This is a genomic window from Nocardia sp. NPDC003183 (assembly GCF_053590715.1).
This window is the reverse complement of sequence record NZ_JBSFTG010000001.1, coordinates 197,062-219,713: the sequence shown is the minus strand read 5'-3', so window position 1 is coordinate 219,713 and position 22,652 is coordinate 197,062. Positions and strand designations below refer to the sequence as shown.

The following is a 22,652-nucleotide window of genomic DNA, read 5'->3' as shown; positions in this document are numbered from 1 at the left end:
TTGCACGGCAAGAAGATTCTGATCACCGGCGGGACCGGGCAGGTCGCCAGACCTGTCGCCGAGGCGCTCGCCGCACACAACGAGGTCTGGTGTCTCGGCCGCTTCGGGACACCGGGTGTCGAAGCCGAACTGCGCGAGGTCGGTGTGATCACGCGTCAGTGGGACATGAACGACACCACCACCGCGGGCTACGAACAGCTGCCCACCGATTTCACCCACGTACTGCACTCCGCGGTCCATCGCGGTGACGGCAGCGATTTCGAGGACGCGCTCGGCATCAACGCCACCGCCTGTGCGCGGCTCATGACACATTGCCGCACCGCCGAGTCGTTCCTGTTCGTCTCGACCGGCGCGCTCTACAAACGGCAGACCCTCGACCACGCCTATCGCGAATCCGACCCGATCGACGGCGTCGCCGACTGGCTGCCCACCTACCCGGTCGGCAAGATCGCCGCCGAAGGCACCGTGCGGGCGATGGCCAACGTGCTCGAACTGCCGACCACGATCGCCCGGCTCAACATCGCCTACGGTCCCGGCGGATACGGCGGTGTGCCGATGCTGTATTTCCAGCGGATGCTGGCCGGGGAACCGATTCCGGTTCCGCTGGAGGGGCAGAACTGGTGTTCGCTGCTCTACACCGACGACCTCGTCGCCCATGTTCCCGACCTGTGGAACGCGGCGTCGGTGCCGGCCAGGCTCGTCAACTGGGGTGGTGACGAATCGGTGGGTATCACCGACTGTGTGCGATACCTCGAAGAGCTCAGCGGTATCGAGGCGAAACTCGTCCCCGCCGAGGTCACCCGTGAGACCTACCAGTTCGATCCCGAACTGCGCCGGTCCCTCACCGGCCCGTGCACGGTCGACTGGCGCGACGGCATTCGTCGCACGCTCGCCGCGCACCACCCGGCGCACGTGCGTCAGGTGACGCCGTCATGAGCCGCGCACAGGTGACGACACCGAACATCGAGGCCATCCGCACGTCCTACGACGGTTTCGCGACGCGCGATGTCGGCAAGATCCTGTCCGTCATGCACGACGACGTGGAATGGGTCCACCCGGACGGCATGCACAAGTACGGCCTCGGCGGAACCAAGATCGGCCACGACGGAATCAAGCAGTTCCTCGCCCATGTTCCGTCGGTACTCGGCGGCATGGCGCTCGACCCGGTCGAGTTCATCGAACAGAACGACCGCGTCATCGTCATGGGCACCCGCCGGGTCACCGCCCGCAGCGGGACGATCACCACCCTGCCGTTCCTGCATTCCTGGACCATGCGCCACGGCAAAGCCACCCGGATGGAAGACATCTTCGACACCGTGGCCTTCCACGCCGCCATCGAAAGCTGACACCGACCGCGCCGTGGGCTGCCCACGGCGCGGTCACGGCACGTGTAGCTATCGAGGTCCAGCGACTTCGGGTTGATCCAAGTTGTCGATCGCCTCGACGACGCCGCCAGCGCTGCGGCCGAACACTGCGTCGAAGAATGTGCGTAGCGAGGTGCGCTGCAGGTCGATGGATCGTTGTGGGTCGATCCCACCGACCGCCTTCGCTGTTGTGGTGGCGGGCAGTAGTCCTGCGGCGGTGAGTTGGGGCAGGATCGTTTGCTGGTCGCTGAAGGACATGTGCTCGGTGTCCGCGACGCGCTGGGGAATCTTCACCCCGGAGTTGTTGGGCCAGTTCGGTTCCCAGCCTGCGTTTCCGTACCACGGCGAGGCGCCGCTGGCGAGCATCAGCACTGGCTGGGCTGTCCCGTCGGTAGCGACCGAGCCCAGAATCGGCCCGTCGAAGTTGACGCCGGCGCGAATCCTGGGTTCGTCGTGCAGCGACTGCACTGTGGTCGATCCGCCGAGCGAATGCCCGAACATTCCGACATTGGACAGGTCGAGTCGCTCGGTCAGCCCGACGGGCAACCTCGCTGCCGACTGCCGGTCGGTCGTCGCAGCGGCGAGTTCGTCGAGGACGAAACGAGCGTCGGCCACCCGAGTGGGGACCAGAAGATCTCGCAGGACTTCCTGGGGCGAATCGAGAGGAACGACCGTGTGCTCGACCCGGCCATCAGGGAAGTGGACGGCGAAGGCCTCATGAGTGTGGTTGATCGCGGCAACGACGTAGCCGTGGCTGGCGAGATCCTCGGCTTGCGCGGTGCTCCAGCCGGTGGCGTCACCCATGCCGGGAGAGTTCAGCAGGACCGGGAACGGCCCACCAGCTTCGCGAGCCGGTCGGTTCGGGTAGCTGTGGCTCGGCCCCAGGGACCATCGAGCTTCGGGCACCCCGAGGCCGGCGAGGTAGGCCTCCTGTGCTGAGCGGCCGCCGGGCGCCATCCACGCCGCCGCGACCGCGTCACCGGCGGGCTGCGCCGGGTACCAGATCTGTACGAGGAGTTCGCGCGTGGCACCGGTCCAGGGATCGGCGCGGCGAGAGTCGCTCACGTGGAGTTCGGTGACGCCGACTGTGTTCGGCCCGGTCGGCGCCGGCAGTGACACCACGACAGGTGCGCCCGGCGCCACCGGTGGTATGGCGCAGGATGGCACGACGGCAGTGGCGGCCGCTGTGCACAGTGCCACTGCGATGGTCGCGAGACCTCGGGAACCTTTGCCTGTCAATACAACCCCCACCCCTGGATCCGGTATCGGTGCCCACCTTATTGGACACAGGCCCCCATGTGGCTCCCCGAAAGTCCCTCGCCCGCTCGACTGTTCCCAGCATCGACCGGACAGCGGTCAATTGTCCAGTTTCGCTGCAGCAGTGGCCAACTCAAGCTACCCTCCGGTTCGCGTCCATCTGCGGCGTCCGGCAAGTACCGTAATAGTCGGCTGTGTTCGTCGAATCCGGCCGTTGGTATCGAGTGGGTGTAGGAGTGAAGAGTCGGTGAGTCCTACGGTATCTGAGTCGGAGTTCGAAGATCTGTCCCGCCGGGCCGCGATCGACGGCACCGCACCGAGAGTCGGCGCGATCATCGATCGTGGCGGGCAGATACTACTTCTCGAGCGCCACGACACCGGTCCGATCAAGGCACCCTTGAAGCTGCCCGGTGCGACGGTGATGCCGGGAGAATCCCTCGCAGCGGCGGTCGCCCGCGGCGTGCTCGAGGAAACTGGGCTGATGGTCACCGGCATCCGCCACCACGTCGGGGATTTCGACTACCTGTCCCCCGACGCACACCCGGTTCGCCGTCTGCATTTCGCCGTCGATGTCGCCGCGACACACCCGATCCACCTCACCGCGCACGCCCGCTACATCTGGGCACCACTCGATGGTGAGCTGCCGGTGACATCGTCGATCCGCGGCATCCTCGATACCTACCGCAACCTCGTCCTCGGATGAAATCCAGGTCTCGGCGTCACTGAACGAGGTCCGGGAATTCGTCGCCCCCGGTCCGGTTGTGCCGACTCATCGACACCGCCGGCAGCCGACCCCAGCCGTTCGGGGTCGGTACCAGTTCGCGGACCTCTCACGGCGGATCAGGGGGTGACGATCGGGAAAGCCGGATCGAACTCGTCGAGGAGCGTGCCGAAGGTGCTGAGGACCGCCGGATCGCCCGTGATCGTGATCTTGCCGCTGTCGGCGAGGGGGACCGCAGTCTCCGGCTTCAACAGTGTCGAGACCAGGAACGGCTTCGGTCCGGACACTGCTACCTGTGGGTTGTCGGACTTGCCTCGGCGTGCGTTGAGCACGCCGCGGCGAACCCACATCGTCCATTGCTCACCGGCATCGGTGAAATCCAGATCGAGGCGCAGGTCCACCTCGGCGGCACGTTCGCCGATGATGTGCACCGCGACGAAGTCGAACAGGATGTCGATGGGCATGGCCAAGATGGTGTCCTGGCTGGCGATCACATACGGCGGTGGCTGAGTACCCTCACGCAGTTCGAGTGCGGCCGAGAGGAAGATCCCGCGCCACTGCGGACCCTCTGCCTGATAGCCCATCTGCTCGTAGGCGTCGGCTTGCAGGTCTTTGGCTCGCTGGTTGTCGGGCTGGGCGAACACCAATTTGTGCAGGATCTCGGCCGCCCAGCGGTAGTCGGCCGTCGCGATCGCGCGCTCGCCCTCGGCGAGAATGTTGTCGGCGCCGGCGAATTCGACGAACCGAGTCGCCGCGTCCACGGGCGTGTGGGGGTGCAGCGAGACCGGATCGCCGTCCCACATTCCGAGTTCCTTGGTGTACACCGCGCGCACGTCGTGGTGCAGGGTGCCGTGGTAGCCGCGGTTGGCCCAGTTCCGGCCCAGCTCGTCGGGCAGTTCGATCACCTCGGCGGCCTCGAGCGGGGTGTAACCCTTGTTGGCCAACCGCAGGGCCTGGTCGTGAATGAACTTGTAGGTGTCGCGCTGAGATTCCAGCAGGGTGGTGACGTTCTCGTTGCCCCAGACCGGCCAGGTGTGGGGGCCGTAGTGGACCTCGACGTCGTCGCCCCACCGCTCCAAGGTCTCGTCGAGATAGCGGGCGAAGTTGCGGGCGTCGCGGGTGCGGGCGCCGCGCAGCGTCTGGATGTTGTGCAGGGCATGGTTGGCATTCTCGGCGCAGGTCAACGCCTTCAACTGCGGAATCCAGATGTGCATCTCCTCCGGCGCCTCGGTGTCGGGGGTGTAGAGGAATTCGAACTCGACGCCCGCGATCTCGCGCCGCTGCCCGGATTCGGTGATGAGGTCGGTGGGTGAGATGTAGGAGATCGACGGCCCGTTCGTCGACGCGATACCGATACCGCAGGTGACGAACCCACGTTCACCGGGCGGCAGCAGCGCGCCGAAAGCGTAGAAGCTTCTGCGCGCCATGGCATTACCGGCGACGACGTTCTCACCGATCGCGAACTTGTCGAACTGCAGACCCGGGGCGATGATCGGCACTTTGCCCGACGCCACATCCTCTGCCGAGACCACCCCCTTCACGCCGCCGTAGTGGTCGACATGGGTATGGGTGTAGATCACCGCCGCGACGGGTTTGTCGGTGACGTGTTCACGAATGAGGTCCATGCCCTGCCGCGCGGATTCGACACCGGCCATGCAGTCGATGACGATGATGCCGTCCTCGCCCTCGATCACCGTCAGGTTCGCGATGTCGTTGTCTCTGACCTGGTAGACACCCTTGGTCACCTCGAACAGCCCGCCCATGCTGATGAGCTGCGATTGCCGCCACAGGCTGGGGTTCACCGAGTCCGGGACCGGCGGGTCACCACGGAGGTAGTCGAACTCGGCGGGGTCGAAGACCACCTGGTGGGGATCGGCGTCGGAGTACACGGTGCCCGGAAGTGGAGCGATGAGCCCCCGCTGCGCATCGGCGAAGTCGGCCCGGTTCTCCAGGTCGTAGAGCTGCGTCGCGGCGTGGTTGATATCCGTTGTCGCGGCGCTCGCGGGCTTCGGCTTCTCGCACATGAAGCGCTCCTGTCGGGGTCCGGAAATCGTCGGGATCGACGATCGTCCGGCACCGCCGAGATCGCATCACACGAATTGGGTGAACCTCACCGATCGGCACGTCACCGGTCGATGGCCAGGTACTGCAGTTCCTGGTACTCCTCCAGCCCGGTGCTGCCACCCTCCCGTCCCAGTCCGGACGATTTCATCCCGCCGAAGGGCGCGGCCGGATCGGAGATTGCGCCGGTGTTCACACCGACCATGCCGGTCTGCAGGCTCTCGGCGAATTCGAGGGTGTCGCCGAGGTTTTCGCCGAAGACGTACCCGGCCAGGCCAGAGTCGGTGTCGTTGGCCAGTTGCAGGGCCTCGGCCGGGTCTGTGAAGGTGCGGATCGCGGCGACGGGGCCGAATACCTCCGAATTCCAGAGCCGGGTTCGGGTGTCGACGTCTGTCAGGACCGCCGGTTGCACGAAGTAACCGGATCCTGCGGTGTCGGTTCCGACGGTGTGCAGGCGTGCGCCCTGGCTGACCGCTTCGTCGACGAGCGCGGTGATCCGCTGTACCGCCGCGTCGTCGATCACGGGTCCGATGCGGGTGGCTCGGTCGAGGCCGTTGCCCACCGGCAGCGCGGAAACGGCGGCGAGGAACCGGTCGGTGAACTCCGCTGCCCGCGATTCGTGGACCAGGAAGCGGTCGGCGGCGACACAGGTCTGGCCCGCATTGCGCAGTTTGGCGAGCACCGCGCCGTCGACGGCCTTGTCCAGGTCGGCGGAGTCCAAGACGACGAAGGCAGCGTTGCCGCCGAGTTCCATCGAAACCCGCAGGACTCCTTGCGCGGCTTGGGTCAGCAGGGTGCGGCCGACGGCGGTGGAGCCGGTGAAGGTGAGCTTGCGCAGCCGCCGGTCGGTGAGAATCCGCGCCGACACCAGCGGCGCGCGCGAGGTGGTGACACAGTTGACGACCCCTGGTGGCACGCCTGCCTTCGCCAGGATCTGCATGAATGCCACTGCGGTGAGCGGGGTTTGGGGCGCGGGCTTGAGAACAACAGTGCAGCCGGCGGCGAGGGCGGGGGCCACCTTGCGGGTGACCATGGCCAGGGGGAAATTCCACGGTGTGATCGCGAAAACCGGTCCCACCGGCTGTGTGCGGACAGCGATGCGGCGGCCACCACTCGGTGCGCGGAAGTACGCTCCGCTGCCACGGGTGGCTTCCTCGGCGAACCAGCGCAGGAATTCGGCGCCGTAGGCGACTTCGCCGCGTGCCTCGGCGAGCGGTTTGCCCATTTCCAGGCTGATCGTGTGGGCGATGCGCTCGGTGTCGGCATGCAGCAGGTGGAACGCGCGCAGCAGGATGTCACTGCGGTGGCGCGGATCGGCGGCCGCCCAGTCGTCCTGGGCGGCCACCGCGGCGTCCAGCGCGGCCGAGGCAGTCCGGTCGTCACCGTCGGCGACGGTGGCGACCTCTTCGCCGGTGGCGGGGTTGCGCACCGGCATCGTCGCCGCGCTGCGCACCCAGTCGCCGCCGATGAACTGGGCGACCGGGAGGTCGGAAAGGGTGGATGTCATCGTGGCTCCATGTCGGGTTCGAAGACGATCACCTGACGCACCGCCGCGCCGTCGGCGAGTTGATCCATCGCCTCGTTGAGGTCGTCGAGGCCGATGCGGGCGGAGATCAGTTTCTCGACCGGCAGCCTGCCCGCCCGCCACATCTGCTCGTAGCGCGGGATATCGCGCGCCGGCACCGCGGAGCCGAGGTAGCTACCGACCACGGTGCGGGCTTCCGCGGTGAACATCAGGGGTGACAGTGTCACAGTGGCCGACGGGGCGGGCAGACCGACGGTGACGGTGGTTCCACCGGGAGCGGTGGCCAGAAAGGCGGTTTCGAACGCGGCGGGGTGACCAGCGCACTCGATCACGTAGCGCGCCCGGATCCCCTGTGCCGCAACCTGTTCGGGTGTGCAGGTTTCGGTCGCACCGAGGTCGCGGGCGGCCGCGAGCTTGGCGGGCAGACAGTCGACCGCCACGATGCGCCGCACCCCGATCGCGGAGGCGGTGAGCAACGCGGCCATGCCGACGCCGCCCAGCCCCACCACCATCAGGTCGTCCTCTGGCCCCGGGTCGGCGACATTGAGCACGGCGCCGCCGCCGGTCAGGACGGCGCACCCCAACAGTGCCGCGACCTCGGGCGGCACGTCGCGGCCGACCGCGACGACCGAGGCCTGGTCGATCACCGCGTGCGTGGCGAACCCGGAGACGCCGAGGTGATGACGCACGGGCCTGCCGGCCCTGGTCAGTCTGCCGGGGTGGTGCAGGAGCTCGCCTGCCGTGTTCGACCGGGTCCCTTCGGTGCAGGGCAGCTCACCGCCGCGGGCACACGCCGCACAGCGCTCGCACCGCGGCAGGAACGACATCACCACCCGGTCGCCCACTGCCAGATCGTCGACCTGGTCGCCGAGTGCCACCACGATGCCCGCCGCCTCGTGGCCGAGCAGCATGGGCAGCGGCCGTGCCCGATTGCCGTCGACCACACTGAGATCGGAATGGCACACACCGGCCGCTTCGATCCTGACCAGCACCTCGGTGGGGCCCGGCTCGTCGAGTTCGAGGTCGTAGACCCCGATCGGGCGCGACGACGCGAACGGCCGCGGCCGGTCGGGGTGGTCGAGAACCGCGCCACGGATACGCATCAGATCTTCGCTTTCCGGTGCTCGCCCAGCGGACCGGACAGGTAGCGCAGGTGATCGTTCGTGTCGCCCAGAGTGTGTTCGATGGTGGTGAGCCGGGCGGTGTAGTGCCCGACCGGGTATTCGGCGGTCATGCCGATTCCGCCGTGCAGCTGTATAGCCTCCTGGCCGATGTGTTTGCCGGAGAGGTCGATTCGCCGTTTCGCACGGGAAGCCACCGTCGGATCGATGACGCCGTCTGCCAAGGACATCGCCGCGTACAGGTTCATGCTGCGGGCCAGTTCCAGCGCGACGTACATGTCCGCCGCCCGGTGGGTGAGAGCCTGGAAGGTGCGCAGCGCGACACCGAACTGCTTGCGGGTCTTCAGATACTCGGTGGTGAGTCGCAACGCCTCGGCCATCGCACCGACCGCTTCGGCGCCCAGTGCGGCCTGCGTCGTGATCACGGCTTCGTCGATGATCGCACCGGCGTCGAGGTCGGCGCCGAGCAACTCGGCGGGCGCACCACGGAATTCGATCTCGGCGCCACTACCTCCGTCGTAGGTGCGGTAGGCGGTGCGCACGACCGCCGTCTCCTCGGCATCGACCAGGAACAACGCGGTCTCGCCGGTGGGTACCACGGCCGAGACGATCAACCGGTCGGCCCGATCTCCCGAGGGCACAGGACTTTTGCGACCGGTCAGCGTCCACCGGTCACCGTTGGCGACGGCCAGGGTTTCCGAACGCGTGTCCGGCCAGCGGACGCCGGGCTCGGCGTGGGCGAAGGCGAACAGCTGCTCGCCGTCGACGATTCCGGGCAGCAGGGACGCACGCTGGTCTGCCGTGCCCGCCCGGCCGATCACGAGGGCGGGTAGCAGGGCGCAGTCGAAGATCGGTTCCGGCGCCAGGGTGCGGCCGATTTCCTCCAGCGCGAGCATCGTTTCGATCGGGCCGCCGCCGACGCCGCCGTCCTCGACGGACACGGTCAGCCCGAGCAGACCGACCTCGGCGAAGTCCGCCCACACCTTCGGATCCCAGCCGGGAACATCGGCGATCACCTCCGCGCGGCGTCCGGGAGTGTAGTGGCGGGTCAGCACGCTGCGCACTGTGTCGCGCAGCAGGGTCTGCTCAGGGGTGAAGGTGAAATCCATGGCGGTTACTCACAGTCCGAGGATCGTCGAGGCAATGATGGTGCGCTGCACTTCGTTCGATCCTCCGTAGATGGAAGTCTTGCGGTAGTTCAGGTATCCGGCGATGGTGCGACGCGCCCAGTCGTCGGTCTCCCCCACCCGGGCGACGGCAGCGGGGCCCGCGATATCGACGAGCAGTTCGGTGACGGCCTGCTGCAGTTCGGTACCGCGCAGTTTGAGGATCGACGAGACGGGGTTGGGAGCGCCGCCACTCGAACTCGCCGCGACCCGCAGCTGCACCAGCTCGAGTGCCAGCAGTTCGTTGTCGAGATCGGCGATCCGGGCGGCGAAGGTCGCGTCGTCGAGGAGCGTGCCGGTGCCGAGCCTGGTCTGGGCGGCGTATTCCTTCGCCAGCTCCAGGCGGACCTCGGTCTGCCCGACCGCGGCAATGCCGGTGCGTTCGTTGCCGAGCAGGAATTTGGCGTAGGCCCAGCCGTGGTTCTCCTGGCCGACCAGCTGATCGGCCGGGACGCGCACGTTCTCCAGGAACACCTCGTTGACTTCGAAGCCGCCGTCGATCAGCTCGATCGGCCGCACCGTCACGCCGGGGGTGTCCATGGCAAACAGCACCATCGAGATGCCTGCCTGCTTCTTGGGCGCGGTGGGATCGGTGCGGACCAGGCAGAACATCCAGTCCGCGCTCTGCGCGGCGGTGGTCCAGGTCTTCTGCCCGTTGACCACGTAGTGATCACCGTCGCGCACCGCGACGGTGCGCAGCGAGGCCAGGTCGGAGCCGGCGTCGGGCTCGGAAAAGCCCTGGCACCACCAGATGTCGAGATTCGCCGTCGCGGGCAGGAATCGGGCCTTGAGCTCGGGCGAGCCGAACTCGGCGAGTACCGGGCCGATCATGTTCGTGTTGAAGGTGAGTGGCTCGGGCACCGAGGCGAGCTGCATTTCGTGATGCCAGATGTGGTGCTGCACGGCCGACCAGTCCCGGCCACCCCACTCGACGGGCCAGTGGGGTACGGCCAGCCCGGCGGCGTTGAGGATGCGCTGAGTGGTGACGAAGTCGTCTTTGCTCAGCTCGTGCATGTGTCGGTTCCGCCCGCGGATGTCCGCGGGAATCTCACGGCGGAAGAAGGCTCGCAGCTCGTCGCGGAAGGCGAGCTCGTCCTCGGTGAAGGCCAGTTGCATGGTCCAGTATGTTACATAGAGTTCTGCGTGTATCAAATGGAGGTAGGGACCCGGCACATGAGCACTTCCTTCGCAACGTCTCGATCCAGCAGCGTGCAGCGCGGTCGGCTCATCACCGCCGCGCGGACGACGTTCACCGCGCACGGCTATCACGGCACCACGATGGACACCGTGAGCGCCGTCGCCGATGTGACCAAACCCGTTCTCTACCGCCACTTCTCCACCAAGAGCGAGCTCTATCTCGCGGTGATCCTGGAGTATCTGGACGACGTCGCGGACAGGCTGCGCAACGCCCACGACGCGGCGACCTCAGACGTCGACCAGGTGCGGCACTGCGTGACGGTCCTCTTCGATATCGTCGAGTCCGGCCCGCATTCCACATCGGAGCTGGTTTTCGGAGCAGGGGCCGTCGGCGACCACACCGTCGAGTCCCGAATCGCCAGGGCACTGGCGGATTTCGTCGACACGCTGGCCACTCACCTGCACCCGTACGTAAATCGGTCACAGCGCACCCGCCTCCTCGCCGCCGGACTCATCGGCGCGACCCTGGCGGCGGCACACGAATGGCACCGCCTGCGGCAACCGATATCGCGACAGGCGGCGCTGGACACCCTTGCCGCGTGGTACTGCTCACGCCTGCGCGACAGTGGCGACTAAGCCCGAAGCAGGGCAGCCTGGACGCGACTCAGCCGCTCCACGTCACCCTGGAATCCGGCCACCGCGTCGTTGTACAGGAACGCCTCCCACAGCCGGACCAAGGCATACGCGAGGGTGGCGCGATCGATCGGCGGCTGATAGCCCTGCTCCTCGGCGCGTTCGAGCAGACCTTCCACGATCGAGACCGCCGCCGGGTGCACCACCCCGTCGCTGCGGGTGATCACGCGCAGTGCCGACGTGGATTCCTGATCGAAGTAGGTGCGCAGCGAACCGTCTTCGACCAGCCAGTGAATGGCGCGGTCGAGGATCTCCACGAGCCGTTCCCCGCCGGTGGCGGTGCTGCGCCGTTCGGCGTAGGCGACCATGCGCTCGAGCTGGCGCGCCAAAGCGGCCCCGAGCAGCCCGTCCCGGGAACCGAACCACCGGTAGATACTGGTGCGGCCCAGACCGAGTTGGGCGGCAATGGCATTCGCGTCGACTCGATGACCCGCCAGGAAGACCTGCACGGCAGCATCCAGCACGTCGTCACGGCTCGCCGCGGCCGGGCGGCCGGGAGCTCGGGTTCCTTCGGTGCGTGCCACGCCGACAGCATAGAGCGCGCCGGGGAACGGACTATGCGCCGTCGCTGTCCTCGCGCAGAGAACCGATCATGCTCCGCAGGATCCGGAACGCGCCCGACTGCTCGGCCTCGGTCATGCCGGCCAGCATTCTGACCTCGACGGACCGGACCGCCACGGTGGCCTGCTCGAGACTCCGTCGTCCGCGAGGTGTGAGCCGCGTGGGAAGAACCTTCCCGACGGGCGCCGCCGCGGGCCTGGTCACATAGCCGTCTCGTTCCAGGGTCTGGAGCAGCACGTTCATCGTCTGCCGGGTGACGAACGCGCCCCGCGCGAGCTCGGAGTTCGACAAGCCCGGTCGCTGAGCCAGCAGCTCGAGGCAGGAGTAGTGCGTCACGCTCATCCCGAGCGGGCGCAGCACTTCCTCCATGGCGATGCGGAGCGCGCTCGACGCCTCTTTCAGCAGGTAGCCCAGCGACGTCCCCAGATCTACTCCGTCTTGACTCATGTCAGTATTCTGACATAGATTGGTTCGTGTCAGGATACTGACACGACTAGAAGGAGTTCATCATGCCCGCCACCGGCCCCGACTTCCTCTCGCTGCAAACACGCGACCTCGACGCTTCCCAAGCGTTCTACGAGCAGTACCTCGGCCTCGTCCGCTCACCGACCGGTCCTCCGCACGCCGTCGTCTTCGAGACGAAACCGATCGCGTTCGCCCTGCGCGACATCGTTCCCGGCACCGATCTCGCCGCCGTTTCCCAGCCCGGCATCGGTGTCGCGATCTGGCTCCACGCCACAGATGTCCAGGCCGTTCACGATGCTCTCGCCGCCGACGGTCACACCATCGTCGCCGCACCGATCGACGGCCCCTTCGGCCGAACCTTCACCTTCGCCGACCCCGACGGCTATCACGTCACTCTCCACGACCGCACGTGACGGCCGGCCGATCACCGGCTCCCGCGGCCCTTGTCGACCCCAGGAGCTAGGTCATCCTCGTGTGACGAATCGCCCGAGCAGGGGCACCGCCTCACCGGGATGCTTGGCATCGAAGCCCTCGCCGAGGGCTTGCAGCTGCCAGTGTCCGTCGCCGCGAAAGACCTTCGCCATGGCCATCGCGGTGCACCGCATCCCACCGGTCAGCGAGTATCGGGCCAGTTCGGTGTCGGTCGTGTTGTCCACCAAGCGACAGAAGGCGTTGACGACCTTCTCGAAAGTATGTCCCTGGTACGAGGTCACGATGAACAGCAACGTGGTGACGTGAGCCGGGACGCGGGTCAGATCGACCAGGATCACCTCGTCGTCGCCCTCCCCCTCACCGGTGAGGTTGTCACCCTGGTGCCGGATCGAGCCGTCTTTGGACACGAGCTGCCCGTAATAGGCGACGTCGACCAGATTTCGGTCGGCGAACATCGCCACCCAGGCGTCGAGGTCGATCTCGATCGCACGGCGCCCGAACAGCCCGCCGCGCCGGATCGGATCCCAGCCCAACCCCATCCGAATGAAGGTCAACGCGACGCCACCGTCTTTGCGCAGCGTGACCCGCTGCCCTTTCGCCAGGCTGACGGGTCGATTCTTCGACAGCCTGACCTCACCGGCGGCGACCGGTGGCGTCGCGCGCGGCGGTGGCGGGTGACCGGCAGTCGCCGGAAGCGGCGGCGGATAGCTCGGGACCGGTGTGGCGGGGCGGGCCGACGGCGGAGGGTCATCGACCGCGACGCCGTGGTCGGTGACCAAGGCGGCGAATCCGCCCGCGTATCCCTGTCCGACCGCGCGAACCTTCCAACTGCCCTGGCGACGGTAGAACTCGACCGCGATCACGATGGACTCGGTCGTCAACCCGTCGATCCGGTACTCGTGCAACCGAATGCCGGATGCGTCTGTCACGAACACCGACGGGGCCGCAATCCGTCCGAACGTGGCACGCGCGTCGTCGAGGGTGATCACCACCCGGATCTGGGCGACATCGGCCGGGACCTGATCCAGCGAAACCGTCAACCCTGACGGTCGCCCCGACGAGGTCGGCTGCAGGCGAACGCCGGGCCCTGTCGGCTGGTTGTAGAAGACGAAGTCCGCGTCCGAGCGAACCTTGCCCGCGTCGGTGACCAGTAGCGCCGACAGGTCCGCGGCCGCATCGATCTGCACCGCGACCACGACATCGTGGACGGTCAGCGGGCTGTTCTGCCCTTTCGACAGACTCGTCGACACCGTTGCGCCTCTCACCCCCGAGGAATGCTTGGTTCCACTGTACGAGAAATCATTTCGTACCAGGGCGTGAAAGCTCAACGCCCACAACACCACAGAGGGGTCGATCGATCGCGGATAGGCTACGGCCATGCATGAACTGGGGACAGGGTTCGGTTACTTGTGGAGCGGGCAGCGGTGGGTCGCGAGCCACGGTCGCTGGTTCGGCTTCGGGCTGTTGCCCGGCCTGGTCACGTTGATCCTCTACGTCGCGGTGTTCACCGCTGCGGCGTTCGGTGTCGGGGATTTCACCGCATGGATGTCGCCGTTCGCCGACGACTGGAACTCGCCGTGGCGCGGGCTGTTTCGTGGGTTGCTGGGCGTGGTGTTGTTCGGGTTCGGTGCCCTGGTCGCGGTCGTGGCGTTCACCGCGATCACCTTGGTGATCGGGCAGCCGTTCTACGAGCGACTGTCCGAGCAGGTCGACAGGTCGGAGTCGGCGGACGGCACCGCGCCGGAATCGGGCAACGGGTTCGGGCGGGATCTGTGGATATCGACCCGCGACAGTGTTCGCCTGCTGATCAGAGTGCTGGCCTGGGCCGTGCTGTTGTTCGTTCTCGGGTTCATCCCAGTCCTCGGCCAGACCGTCGTTCCGGTGATCGGGATCGGCGTGACCGCCTTCTTCCTCGCCCAAGAACTCACCGCGGTGGCATGGCAGCGTCGCGGCGTCGAACTGCGCGAACAACTGTCCGTCTTGCGCGGACGACGCATGCTCGCCTGGGGCTTCGGTGTTCCACTCGCCCTTGTCTTCCTGATCCCGTTCGTGGCCGTGCTGCTGATGCCCGGCGCCGTCGCGGGTGCGACGCTGCTGGTGCGCAGCCTCGGCGAGGAGAACCGAGCGGAGGGTAAACCGCTGGTCAGCGAAGCGATGACGACACCGCCCCGATAACCGAGGGCGCTCATGCCGATGTCGTGAGCGCCCCCGATCGCCGCGCCTATCTGGCGCGACCGCAGTTCGAGCAGAACAACGCGCCTGGACCTACAGGGGAACCGCAACCTTGGCAATCGATGCGGATGTCGAGTGCGCTGCCACAGGATGGACAGAACCGGCCGCCGTCGGTGGTCGCGGCGCAGGTGGGGCAGGCGACGCGCGCGGGAGTACCGAGGTCGTGTTGTCCCGCCCACTCCTGACGCTGAGCCGCCTGGTGGATCTGCGCGCCGCGGGCGGCTGCCTGCGCTTGCGCGATCTGGTGCCCCACCTGCGGCGAGCAGTTGGTGCACTGTCCGACATGGTCGTTCCAGCAGATCCGCGCACACGTCCACGAACCACAGCCCGCACACAGACGGAACTCGCGCGCTACCTCATCGACAGCCTTGGCGAACGCAGCGTCCTTGGTGCTCGACGCGGAGCCGCCCCAACTGTTGGAGTAGCTGTCCGCGGCCGAAGATACTTTGTGGAGGAGAGGGATTCGGTCCCCGAGCAGATCACGCATCGAGCGCAGCACACCGCGACCCCGAGACAGGTAGTTCTGCTGGAACGCTGACCGGTGGACGGTGGTGCAGCGTTCGCAACGGAACTCCCACTGGAAACCGTTGTCGTTGGACTGGTCGGAACAGTTGCTGGTGAAGACCACCGGTACGGCCATGTGTGTTCGGTTCCTCTTCCGGCGCAGGAGTTTCGGCGTTCGCCGATTCCTTATCGCCGGGGGCCGCGAAGAACGCAACACAACCGCACCACGGCCGGATCAGTCCTTGACCACCTGGGTGCCACCCGCGAACTTGTCGTGCCAGCCCTGTTTACTCGGGCTCGAACTCACCGTCACCGCGATGCCGATGGCCGCGACGAACCACAGCAGCCCGCCCAGCCAGGGAATCAGGTTCAGCAGCATGTAGGCGTTGCGTTTGACCGATTCGACGAGATCGGGCTTGACCGCTCCGCCCGCGCCGTTCACGTGCAGACCGAGCAGCTTCTTGCCCGGGGTCGATCCGGTCGCCACTTCGAAGACGACGAAGTACAGGAACCCGAATCCGGCGCCGGGCAGGATCGCGATCCAGCTGGGGAGATCGGTGACTCGCTCGAGGATCCAGAACAGCACGGCGCCGACGATTCCGGCGATGATCCAGTCGATGAACCTGGCCCCTGCCCGACGTCCGATTCCAGCGGGAGTGATGCCGACTGCGTTGGTCATGGTTCCTCCTCGAATACACCAGTCACGGTGGTACACCGAGGATCTCACACACAGCGAATGGGCAGGAGCCGGTCAGTCGGATCGAGGCCACATCGAGCGCGGAGACCGACCGCCGCGACCATCGGCACGGCTGACTGACGATCCCGGCGCGTCAGCGGGTGCTGACGCACACCACGTAGCGGCGCTGGTCGTAGACGACACCGCGGTCGCCGATCGTGCAGACGTTCACATCCGTGGTGTCATGCCGGATCTCGAGGACGCGGACCCGACCGGGGATGTCGGCGGCGCAGTCCACGTGCCTCGCCGCGTCCCCCGCCATATCGAGGCACTCCCCGACGGTCCAGTCGATGTCCAGGCAGAGGGTTTGGTCCACGCCGCCGGGCAGTGTCCGAGGTTGGGCGCGGTCGACGTCGCCCGGGCAGTGCCCGCCCACCGACGCCAATTCCGTCACCTTGTAGCGGGAGTTGATGTCGCCGCACGAGACCTGGCGAATATCGTCCGGACTCGCATTCAAATCCACACAATCGCCGGCACGCAGTTCCACCCAGGGAATCCGCGTCGCGGATTTGGTCAAAGTCGACACGACGCTGCCAGAAACATCGGTAATAGTTCCCAGCGGTTGAGTTGCCGAAACCTCGCTCGGCAAAGTTTTTTCAGCGGAGGCATTCTCAGGCCCGTCGGGCTCCTCGGCTGCGAACCCCACGACGACCGAAAGCGCCAGGTAGAACGCACCTGCCAGGGCAAACACCGCCCCTATGGACACGCCGAGCATGGCTAGGTTTCTTCGACGTGCCATCTGTGTTGTCCTACTCATCCGCTGGACATCCCCGACCGACGTCCCACTCGCCTGACAGTTCTTACACGGCACACACGAACGTGTCGAATTGTGAATCTGCGTCTTTTAACAATGCTAAACACTGGTCCACCGCCCAATTCGACACGGTTCACCGACAGCCGGAAAAGGATGCTATTGTCTGCCCGATCTCACTGGCGGACAACACGGTTCGCGCCCCGAGCAGCGGCGCGCCGTTTTGCCGCGCAAACTTTCGTGATGCGTAAAGGAATTCCCTGATGAAACTCGGTTACTTCCCTGCTGCCACGCTCCTGGTCGGCGCCGCCGTCTGGATCACCGCGGGGACCGCCGCCGCGCAGCCGGTCGCACCGCCGCGCCCTGAGGTCACCACAGCCGGGGTCGACCAGTCCGTGCACTACGAGGCCACCCTCACCGAGTTCTCCCGGGTGCTGACCACCACCGTCGCCGGCGGAACGTTCACCACCACCGACGACAACACCGCGGTCACCCTCGTCGCCGACTCCGGCGCCGTCGTCACCCGTATCCCGCTCACCTACCAGATCTCCGGCAAGGAGATGCGGGTGGCGCAAACGATCTCCGACAACGGCCATCACCTCGTCCTCGCCCCGCAGGCGAGCGCCACCGGAATCGGCGAGATGCAGGCCATCAGCCCCATGTCCCAGCTGACCAACGAGATCAACCGCAACGTGGTCGGCGTCGTCGCGGGCGGCATCCTCGGCGGCCTCATCGGCACGGTCCTCGGCTTCGGCTTCCTCAGCATCATCACCGGCCCCGTCGGCCTGGTCCTGGGCGCCATCGCCGGCGGCTACGCCATGGGCGGCCAGCCCTTCCTCGACGCCGTCACCGCCGCCGTCAGCGGCCAGCCCTGATCTACCGACGCTCCCGGCCGCGGTATCCCGCGGCCGGGCGTTCCGATCAGCCGAGTCGTTGTGGTCAGGTACCCGGTCAACGGATAGCCGGGTACTGACCAGAGCGCCAATCGGACAGGCGTAGACGGATCGCGTCGACCATCGGGAGCGCGTCGGTGTCCGCACAGGTGACTTACCTACGCCACCGTGCTGGAGAGCGACCCAAACGGGTGGCGGACCCGGGTACTGGACGCCGTGCGTTGGTCTTTGGCTTGTTTCGGGATTGGGTACACACAGCCGTGTCGTTTGTCGCCAACCCGAACGCGCTGCCGTCCACGCACAGAGGCTCACAGATCAAGGGTGAGTCGAGGGAAAGTCGATAGCAACTATGCATTCACCGTTGTAACCGTCGAGGTCGTCGGCCAGCCAGCTTTCATCGGGCCGGATCTTGTGAAACCGGAACGTACCGTTGGTTTCGTTGGTCGCGATGATGCATCGCAGCGGAATCGACGCGTCTAGTTCACCAGCCAGTCGCCCGACCTCCCGCGCCAGTGCGATCCCCTGCCGAAGCAGGGTTCGCTGCGCGTCGACGCTGACGATCGGCCCTTCGGCGTACGTAGCCTCAACGGGCACAAAGTCTTCGAGATGGAAGCTGGTATGAGTACATTCCCAGCCGGTCAGATCGACGGCCTGCCCCGGCGCGTTGTCAGCGTGCGCGGGAACCGGACCCCAGCACACCACCTCGCCGCGGCATTCGATCCCACCGTCCACCCTCTTCCGCAGACCGGCCGCCAAGCCCTCCTCTGGGTCCAGGCCGCCGAATCCGCCCCGAACACCGAGCACCCTCGTCGCTCGGTCGTTCATCATCACCGTAAGCACAACCAAAGCTATCGCTCTGACCGACGCCGACGGCACGCCGCCGAACGTAGTGCTGGACGGTAACCCGTCGCACGAAGCCAGCGACGTTCCGAGTCGACTCAACAAGATCGGTAGACCACCGCTGCGCGGAGATGACGCTGTGGCCGAACTCGCGCGCCGACTGGCAGTTCGGCCGGACATCAGCTCTCGAACTGGCCCCGGATGTGCGCGAATTCGCGCGTCGCGTCAGCTAGTGAGGCGCCCACCCAGACGATCTTGCCGAAACTGTTGTCGGCCACCCACGAGCACAGGGCCGTCGCGCCCTGAACGGTTTCGGCAGTGGCGCACTGGGCGATACCGCCCAACGGGCCCGCGTCGACCCTCGTCACGTCTCGGGGCGTGGTGCCGAGCGTGTCGGTCAACAGCCGGTCGAGGTTGGTCTCGGGGTTCTTCAAAGACGCGGCCACCACATGGACCATCAGCTCGGGCTGCTCGCTGGAGGCGCCGTAAGCGGCGACCACCGAGTCGACGTCCGCACCGTAGGTGCTCTTGACAGTCGCGGCCTCGCGCTGAATTTCGGGACCGGCGAGGCGCGGAAGACCCTGCAGGGCATCGGGTTCGGTCAACCGTACCGAATCGCTCTCGATACCGAACAGCGGTTTCAGGTACTGGAGGCCACCGCCGGCCAACGTCAACCCGATCACCGCGCCGACCGCGCTCGCGATGACGATCCACCGATTCCGGCGGACCCAGGAGTGTTGATCGGGTGTCGTTCGGTCGGTGGTGTCCATGGACGTCCCTTCATGACGACGGCACCCAGACCATAACTGCCCGAGTGGAATTCAGATCATGTTTACCGAACCACTATCCGTTCGGCGACCTACCGCCACCACGATCGCCGCGAATATCGACGCCCGATGGCATGGCCCCCGGCTCAAAGCCAGCGCCGGCGAATGGACCTGGCGGTTTCGTCCGTGGTAGGAGAGTTGTCATGTCCTCGTCATCGTCCGTTCTCCGGAGAACCGGCTCGCCTGTACCCGATGTGAGCTCCGCGGGGCGGTGTCAGGGGCTGTGACCGATGTTGACGCCGATTCGACCGAGCAGACTCGTCTCAGCACGGCAACGCGAACCAACCGTGAGTTGGAGTACCGCTTCGATCTGGACGGGCTGCGGGGTCTCGCGATCGCGTTGGTCGTCGTCTTTCATGTGTGGTTCGGTCGTGTTTCCGGTGGTGTAGACGTCTTCCTGGTGCTTTCGGGGTTCTTCTTCACGGGCTTGCTGCTGCGCCGAGCGGAGTCGCCGGAGCCGTTCTGGGCTCGGTCGGTCGTGCGCCGCACTCTGCGGCGGCTCGTCCCGGCCATGACGGTCGTGTTGGCGGCGGTTGTCGTCGCGACGGTGGTGTTGCTGCCGTATACGCAATGGTCGACGGCGGCGGCGCAGGTTCTGTCCTCGCTGTTCTACTACCAGAACTGGCAGCTCGCCCTGACCTGGTCGGACTACCTGGCCGCCGATCCTTCGGTCAGTCCGCTGCAACATCTGTGGTCGATGTCGGTGCAGGGGCAGTTCTATCTGGCCGCACTGCTGACGGTCGCGGCTGTCGCCTGGTTGTGCGCGCGGCTCTCACGACCTGGTCGGATTCGCGCGACCATCGGCGCTGTCGTGGTCGCGGTGTCGGTGGCCTCGTTCGTCTACGCGGCCTACGGCGTCGCCACGAACCAGGGGTGGAACTACTACGACAGCTTCGCCCGTGGATGGGAGTTGCTGGCCGGCGCCGGGCTCGCCGTCGTCGCGCCGACGCTGATGTTGTGGCGACAGGTGCGCGTCGCGCTGTCGGTGTTCGGTGTTCTCGGTGTCGTGCTGTGCGGGTGGCTCATCATCGACGGCGCCAACCGGTTCCCCGGCCCCGCGGCCCTGCTCCCTGTCTGCGCGACGGCTGCGGTGATCCTCTCGGTGACCCAGCTGCGGTTCGCCGACTGGCCGTTGCCGAACCGGCTACTGGCGCATCCGGCCATGCGGTGGCTCGGCGATATCGCCTATCCCCTGTACCTGTGGCACTGGCCGATCCTGATCTTCTTCCTCACCGAACGCGGGAACACCCACGCCGGTCTCGTGGGCGGCACCGGGGTGATCGGGCTGTCTGTTGTGCTGGCCTGGATGACACACCGCTGGATCGAACAGCCACTGCGGCAGCGCACTTCACCAGCCGACAGCAACGATGCCGGGGACGCACGATCGCGGCACCTCGCCGCGTCCGCGGTCGCGGTGTTGCTGGCGGCGACCATCACCGCCACCGCCGGTTGGCAGTTCGCAGTGGTCCAGGTCAAGCCACCGGTCGCGGCCGGGGAGCTCGACCCGGCACTGTACCCGGGTGCGGAGGCGCTGGCCTCCGGCGCTGCGACACCCGACGAGCCGATGCGACCCACCGTCTTCGCCGCGCCCACCGAAGTCCCCCCGCCCACGGCGGACGGATGTATCGCGGACTGGGACACCCGCGACGTCGTCACCTGTACCTATGGCGACCTGGATGCTGATCGAACACTGGCACTGGTCGGGAGCTCCCATGCCGAACACTGGCTGCCCGCGCTCCAGGTGCTCGCCACCGAACACTCGTTCCGCATCCAGGTGTACTTGAAGATGGGCTGCCCGCTCACGCTCGCCGACGACGCCACCTACAAGGGCGAGCCCATCCCGGACTGCCGGGACTGGTCGGCCGAAGTGATCGACCGCCTCGATGCCGACCGCCCCGACTGGGTGTTCACCACCGGTACCCGGCCCCGCGACGAGGGCGGCGACGAGACGCCCGCCGACTATCTCCACGTCTGGGCGGCACTGTCGGACCGCGGTCTCAACGTGGTCGCCATCCGCGACACCCCCTGGCTGCGCCGCGGAACCGTCCGATACAAGGCCACCGATTGCTTGGCAGGCGGCGGGAACCGAACCAGCTGCGGCATGCGCCGCGAGGACGCGCTCGACCCGGTCAACCCAGGACTGGAACCGGCCTCGGCGTTTCCCAGTGTCTTCCCGATCGACCTGACGGACGCGGTCTGCGAACCCACGCTCTGCGCGGTAGCCGAAGGCAACATCCTGATCTATCACGACGAACACCACCTGACCGCGAGCTACTCCCGATCCCTGGCCGGACCACTCGGACGGGAGCTGCAACCGATACTCGGGTGGTGGTGAGGAACGCCGCTGGATCCGACCGCCCCATCTCGTCGCTGACCGACAGCGGGAACGATACGGAGCAGATATCGAGAGGAGATCTACCAATGGCACACGGAGGCAAGCGTCGCATTGCCGGTCTCGGTGTGCTCGCGGTGTTCATCCTCGCCCTGGGATATCGCGCCACGGATCTGTCGGTACCGGCCGAGACGATCGCTGTGGAAGCATCGGCGATTCCGCCATCCCCGATGCGCATCAACTACGGAAACTCACCGGAGACATTCGGCGACCTCTACCTGCCACCGGCATCGAACACGCGACTGCCCGTGGTGGTGCTGATCCACGGCGGCGGATGGGCGCAGAACCGGACCCTCGCGCAACTCGACGCCCATGCCCGTGCGCTGGCAGGCGACGGCGTCGCCGTGTGGAACATCGAGTATCGCCGAGTGAACGGCGGCGGCGGATGGCCGGTCACACTCACCGATGTCGACGACGCCGTCGACGCGCTGGCGAACACCGTCGCACCACGCCTCGGTAACCTGCTCGACCTACAGCGGGTTCACCTCGCCGGACACTCGGCAGGCGGCCACCTCGCCGCCTGGACCGCCGGACACCGATCGGCCGAACCACCGAGGCATCCCGCGATTCGCATCCGCAGTCTCACCCTCATGGCGGCGGTACTCGACTTGGATCTGGCCGTCACCGCGAGCCAGGACTCGTTCGTCCCGAAGCTCCTCGGCGGTACGCCGACGGAGGTACCCGACCGCTACCGCAACGCCTCCCCCATTCACCGCCTCCCGGCGAACGACACGCGCATCACCGCATTACACGGCGAGAACGACCGAGTTGTGGCGCCGCTACAAAGTCACCGCTACGTCGAAGCTGTCACTCGCGCCGGCGGCATCGCCGACCTACGAATCCTGCGCGGTACCGGACACGGTGAATTCGCCGACGCCGAGTCTGCTGCATGGAACACAGCGCGCGACACCATCATCGGCTACGCCGGCACCATCAACTGACGCTCCGCTCGCACGACCGCCGGCACACCGTGG

At 66.7% G+C, this 22,652-nt stretch carries 23 protein-coding genes; 9 read left to right on the top strand and 14 right to left on the bottom strand.

Annotated elements, in window-relative coordinates:
• Complete coding sequence (locus ACWDXS_RS00940) at window positions 1–936, top strand: NAD-dependent epimerase/dehydratase family protein (RefSeq protein WP_449960660.1); 936 nt, start codon at window positions 1–3, stop codon at window positions 934–936.
• On the top strand, window positions 933–1,346 hold the full coding sequence (locus ACWDXS_RS00935) for a nuclear transport factor 2 family protein (protein ID WP_378660098.1): 414 nt from the start codon (window positions 933–935) through the stop codon (window positions 1,344–1,346). The genes ACWDXS_RS00940 and ACWDXS_RS00935 overlap by 4 nt, the downstream gene beginning before the upstream one ends.
• 48 nt (window positions 1,347–1,394) lie before the next feature.
• Here the strand turns inward: ACWDXS_RS00935 and ACWDXS_RS00930 are convergent, their stop codons facing one another.
• Complete coding sequence (locus ACWDXS_RS00930; protein ID WP_387446818.1) at window positions 1,395–2,429, bottom strand: alpha/beta hydrolase family protein; 1,035 nt, start codon at window positions 2,427–2,429, stop codon at window positions 1,395–1,397.
• Between the two features lie 439 nt (window positions 2,430–2,868).
• On the opposite strand from ACWDXS_RS00930, the gene ACWDXS_RS00925 reads away from it, so the two are divergent.
• Window positions 2,869–3,324 (top strand): NUDIX hydrolase, encoded by a 456-nt coding sequence (locus ACWDXS_RS00925; protein WP_378989627.1) that lies wholly within the window; start codon window positions 2,869–2,871, stop codon window positions 3,322–3,324.
• Window positions 3,325–3,461: 137 nt separating this feature from the next.
• On the opposite strand, the gene ACWDXS_RS00920 is transcribed toward ACWDXS_RS00925, so the two are convergent.
• The 5 genes from ACWDXS_RS00920 to ACWDXS_RS00900 all read right to left on the bottom strand — a co-directional run bounded on the left by ACWDXS_RS00920 (window position 3,462) and on the right by ACWDXS_RS00900 (window position 10,331).
• On the bottom strand, window positions 3,462–5,366 hold the full coding sequence (locus tag ACWDXS_RS00920; protein WP_449960655.1) for an alkyl/aryl-sulfatase: 1,905 nt from the start codon (window positions 5,364–5,366) through the stop codon (window positions 3,462–3,464).
• A gap of 101 nt (window positions 5,367–5,467) precedes the next feature.
• Window positions 5,468–6,910, bottom strand: coding sequence for an NAD-dependent succinate-semialdehyde dehydrogenase (locus ACWDXS_RS00915; protein WP_449960653.1), 1,443 nt, complete (start codon window positions 6,908–6,910; stop codon window positions 5,468–5,470).
• The gene (locus ACWDXS_RS00910; protein WP_449960650.1) at window positions 6,907–8,031 is read right to left on the bottom strand and encodes an alcohol dehydrogenase catalytic domain-containing protein; all 1,125 of its coding nucleotides are present in this window, start codon (window positions 8,029–8,031) and stop codon (window positions 6,907–6,909) included. Before ACWDXS_RS00910 ends, ACWDXS_RS00915 begins: the two co-directional genes overlap by 4 nt.
• On the bottom strand, window positions 8,031–9,158 hold the full coding sequence (locus tag ACWDXS_RS00905) for an acyl-CoA dehydrogenase family protein (RefSeq protein ID WP_387446812.1): 1,128 nt from the start codon (window positions 9,156–9,158) through the stop codon (window positions 8,031–8,033). Before ACWDXS_RS00905 ends, ACWDXS_RS00910 begins: the two co-directional genes overlap by 1 nt.
• 9 nt (window positions 9,159–9,167) lie before the next feature.
• Complete coding sequence (locus ACWDXS_RS00900; protein ID WP_449960647.1) at window positions 9,168–10,331, bottom strand: acyl-CoA dehydrogenase family protein; 1,164 nt, start codon at window positions 10,329–10,331, stop codon at window positions 9,168–9,170.
• 57 nt (window positions 10,332–10,388) lie between these two features.
• Between ACWDXS_RS00900 and ACWDXS_RS00895 the strand changes: the two genes are divergently transcribed.
• Window positions 10,389–10,988, top strand: coding sequence for a TetR/AcrR family transcriptional regulator (locus ACWDXS_RS00895; RefSeq protein ID WP_449960644.1), 600 nt, complete (start codon window positions 10,389–10,391; stop codon window positions 10,986–10,988).
• Here ACWDXS_RS00895 and ACWDXS_RS00890 read toward each other — a convergent pair.
• Together ACWDXS_RS00890 and ACWDXS_RS00885 are read right to left on the bottom strand one after the other, a co-directional pair.
• Complete coding sequence (locus ACWDXS_RS00890) at window positions 10,985–11,569, bottom strand: QsdR family transcriptional regulator (RefSeq protein WP_379312804.1); 585 nt, start codon at window positions 11,567–11,569, stop codon at window positions 10,985–10,987. The genes ACWDXS_RS00895 and ACWDXS_RS00890 overlap by 4 nt on opposite strands.
• Before the next feature lie 31 nt (window positions 11,570–11,600).
• Complete coding sequence (locus tag ACWDXS_RS00885; RefSeq protein ID WP_449960640.1) at window positions 11,601–12,053, bottom strand: MarR family winged helix-turn-helix transcriptional regulator; 453 nt, start codon at window positions 12,051–12,053, stop codon at window positions 11,601–11,603.
• Between the two features lie 62 nt (window positions 12,054–12,115).
• On the opposite strand from ACWDXS_RS00885, the gene ACWDXS_RS00880 reads away from it, so the two are divergent.
• On the top strand, window positions 12,116–12,484 hold the full coding sequence (locus ACWDXS_RS00880) for a VOC family protein (RefSeq protein WP_378989618.1): 369 nt from the start codon (window positions 12,116–12,118) through the stop codon (window positions 12,482–12,484).
• Window positions 12,485–12,535: 51 nt separating this feature from the next.
• Here ACWDXS_RS00880 and ACWDXS_RS00875 read toward each other — a convergent pair whose 3' ends face one another.
• Complete coding sequence (locus ACWDXS_RS00875) at window positions 12,536–13,753, bottom strand: TerD family protein (protein ID WP_449960637.1); 1,218 nt, start codon at window positions 13,751–13,753, stop codon at window positions 12,536–12,538.
• 127 nt (window positions 13,754–13,880) lie between these two features.
• Here ACWDXS_RS00875 and ACWDXS_RS00870 point away from each other — a divergent pair, with 127 nt between their 5' ends.
• Complete coding sequence (locus ACWDXS_RS00870; RefSeq protein ID WP_449960634.1) at window positions 13,881–14,678, top strand: EI24 domain-containing protein; 798 nt, start codon at window positions 13,881–13,883, stop codon at window positions 14,676–14,678.
• Window positions 14,679–14,724: 46 nt separating this feature from the next.
• Here the strand turns inward: ACWDXS_RS00870 and ACWDXS_RS00865 are convergent, their stop codons facing one another.
• The 3 genes from ACWDXS_RS00865 to ACWDXS_RS00855 form a co-directional block, all read right to left on the bottom strand.
• Window positions 14,725–15,375, bottom strand: a complete 651-nt coding sequence (locus ACWDXS_RS00865; protein ID WP_379312808.1) for a zinc ribbon domain-containing protein — start codon at window positions 15,373–15,375, stop codon at window positions 14,725–14,727.
• Between the two features lie 99 nt (window positions 15,376–15,474).
• Window positions 15,475–15,918 carry an RDD family protein gene (locus ACWDXS_RS00860; protein ID WP_387446801.1) on the bottom strand — a complete coding sequence of 148 codons (444 nt, stop codon included), beginning with the start codon at window positions 15,916–15,918 and terminating at the stop codon, window positions 15,475–15,477.
• 151 nt (window positions 15,919–16,069) lie between these two features.
• Window positions 16,070–16,690 carry an LppU/SCO3897 family protein gene (locus ACWDXS_RS00855; RefSeq protein ID WP_449960630.1) on the bottom strand — a complete coding sequence of 207 codons (621 nt, stop codon included), beginning with the start codon at window positions 16,688–16,690 and terminating at the stop codon, window positions 16,070–16,072.
• Window positions 16,691–16,989: 299 nt separating this feature from the next.
• On the opposite strand from ACWDXS_RS00855, the gene ACWDXS_RS00850 reads away from it, so the two are divergent.
• Window positions 16,990–17,601 (top strand): hypothetical protein, encoded by a 612-nt coding sequence (locus tag ACWDXS_RS00850; RefSeq protein WP_378989612.1) that lies wholly within the window; start codon window positions 16,990–16,992, stop codon window positions 17,599–17,601.
• Window positions 17,602–17,934: 333 nt separating this feature from the next.
• On the opposite strand, the gene ACWDXS_RS00845 is transcribed toward ACWDXS_RS00850, so the two are convergent.
• Together ACWDXS_RS00845 and ACWDXS_RS00840 are read right to left on the bottom strand one after the other, a co-directional pair.
• The gene (locus ACWDXS_RS00845) at window positions 17,935–18,495 is read right to left on the bottom strand and encodes a hypothetical protein (RefSeq protein WP_378989611.1); all 561 of its coding nucleotides are present in this window, start codon (window positions 18,493–18,495) and stop codon (window positions 17,935–17,937) included.
• A gap of 143 nt (window positions 18,496–18,638) precedes the next feature.
• Entirely contained in the window at window positions 18,639–19,229 is a 591-nt protein-coding gene (locus ACWDXS_RS00840) for a hypothetical protein (RefSeq protein ID WP_449960625.1), read from the bottom strand.
• A gap of 280 nt (window positions 19,230–19,509) precedes the next feature.
• Here ACWDXS_RS00840 and ACWDXS_RS00835 point away from each other — a divergent pair, with 280 nt between their 5' ends.
• The gene (locus ACWDXS_RS00835) at window positions 19,510–21,621 is read left to right on the top strand and encodes an acyltransferase family protein (protein WP_449960622.1); all 2,112 of its coding nucleotides are present in this window, start codon (window positions 19,510–19,512) and stop codon (window positions 21,619–21,621) included.
• 86 nt (window positions 21,622–21,707) lie between these two features.
• The gene (locus ACWDXS_RS00830; protein WP_449960620.1) at window positions 21,708–22,619 is read left to right on the top strand and encodes an alpha/beta hydrolase family protein; all 912 of its coding nucleotides are present in this window, start codon (window positions 21,708–21,710) and stop codon (window positions 22,617–22,619) included.
• Window positions 22,620–22,652: the final 33 nt, after the last annotated feature.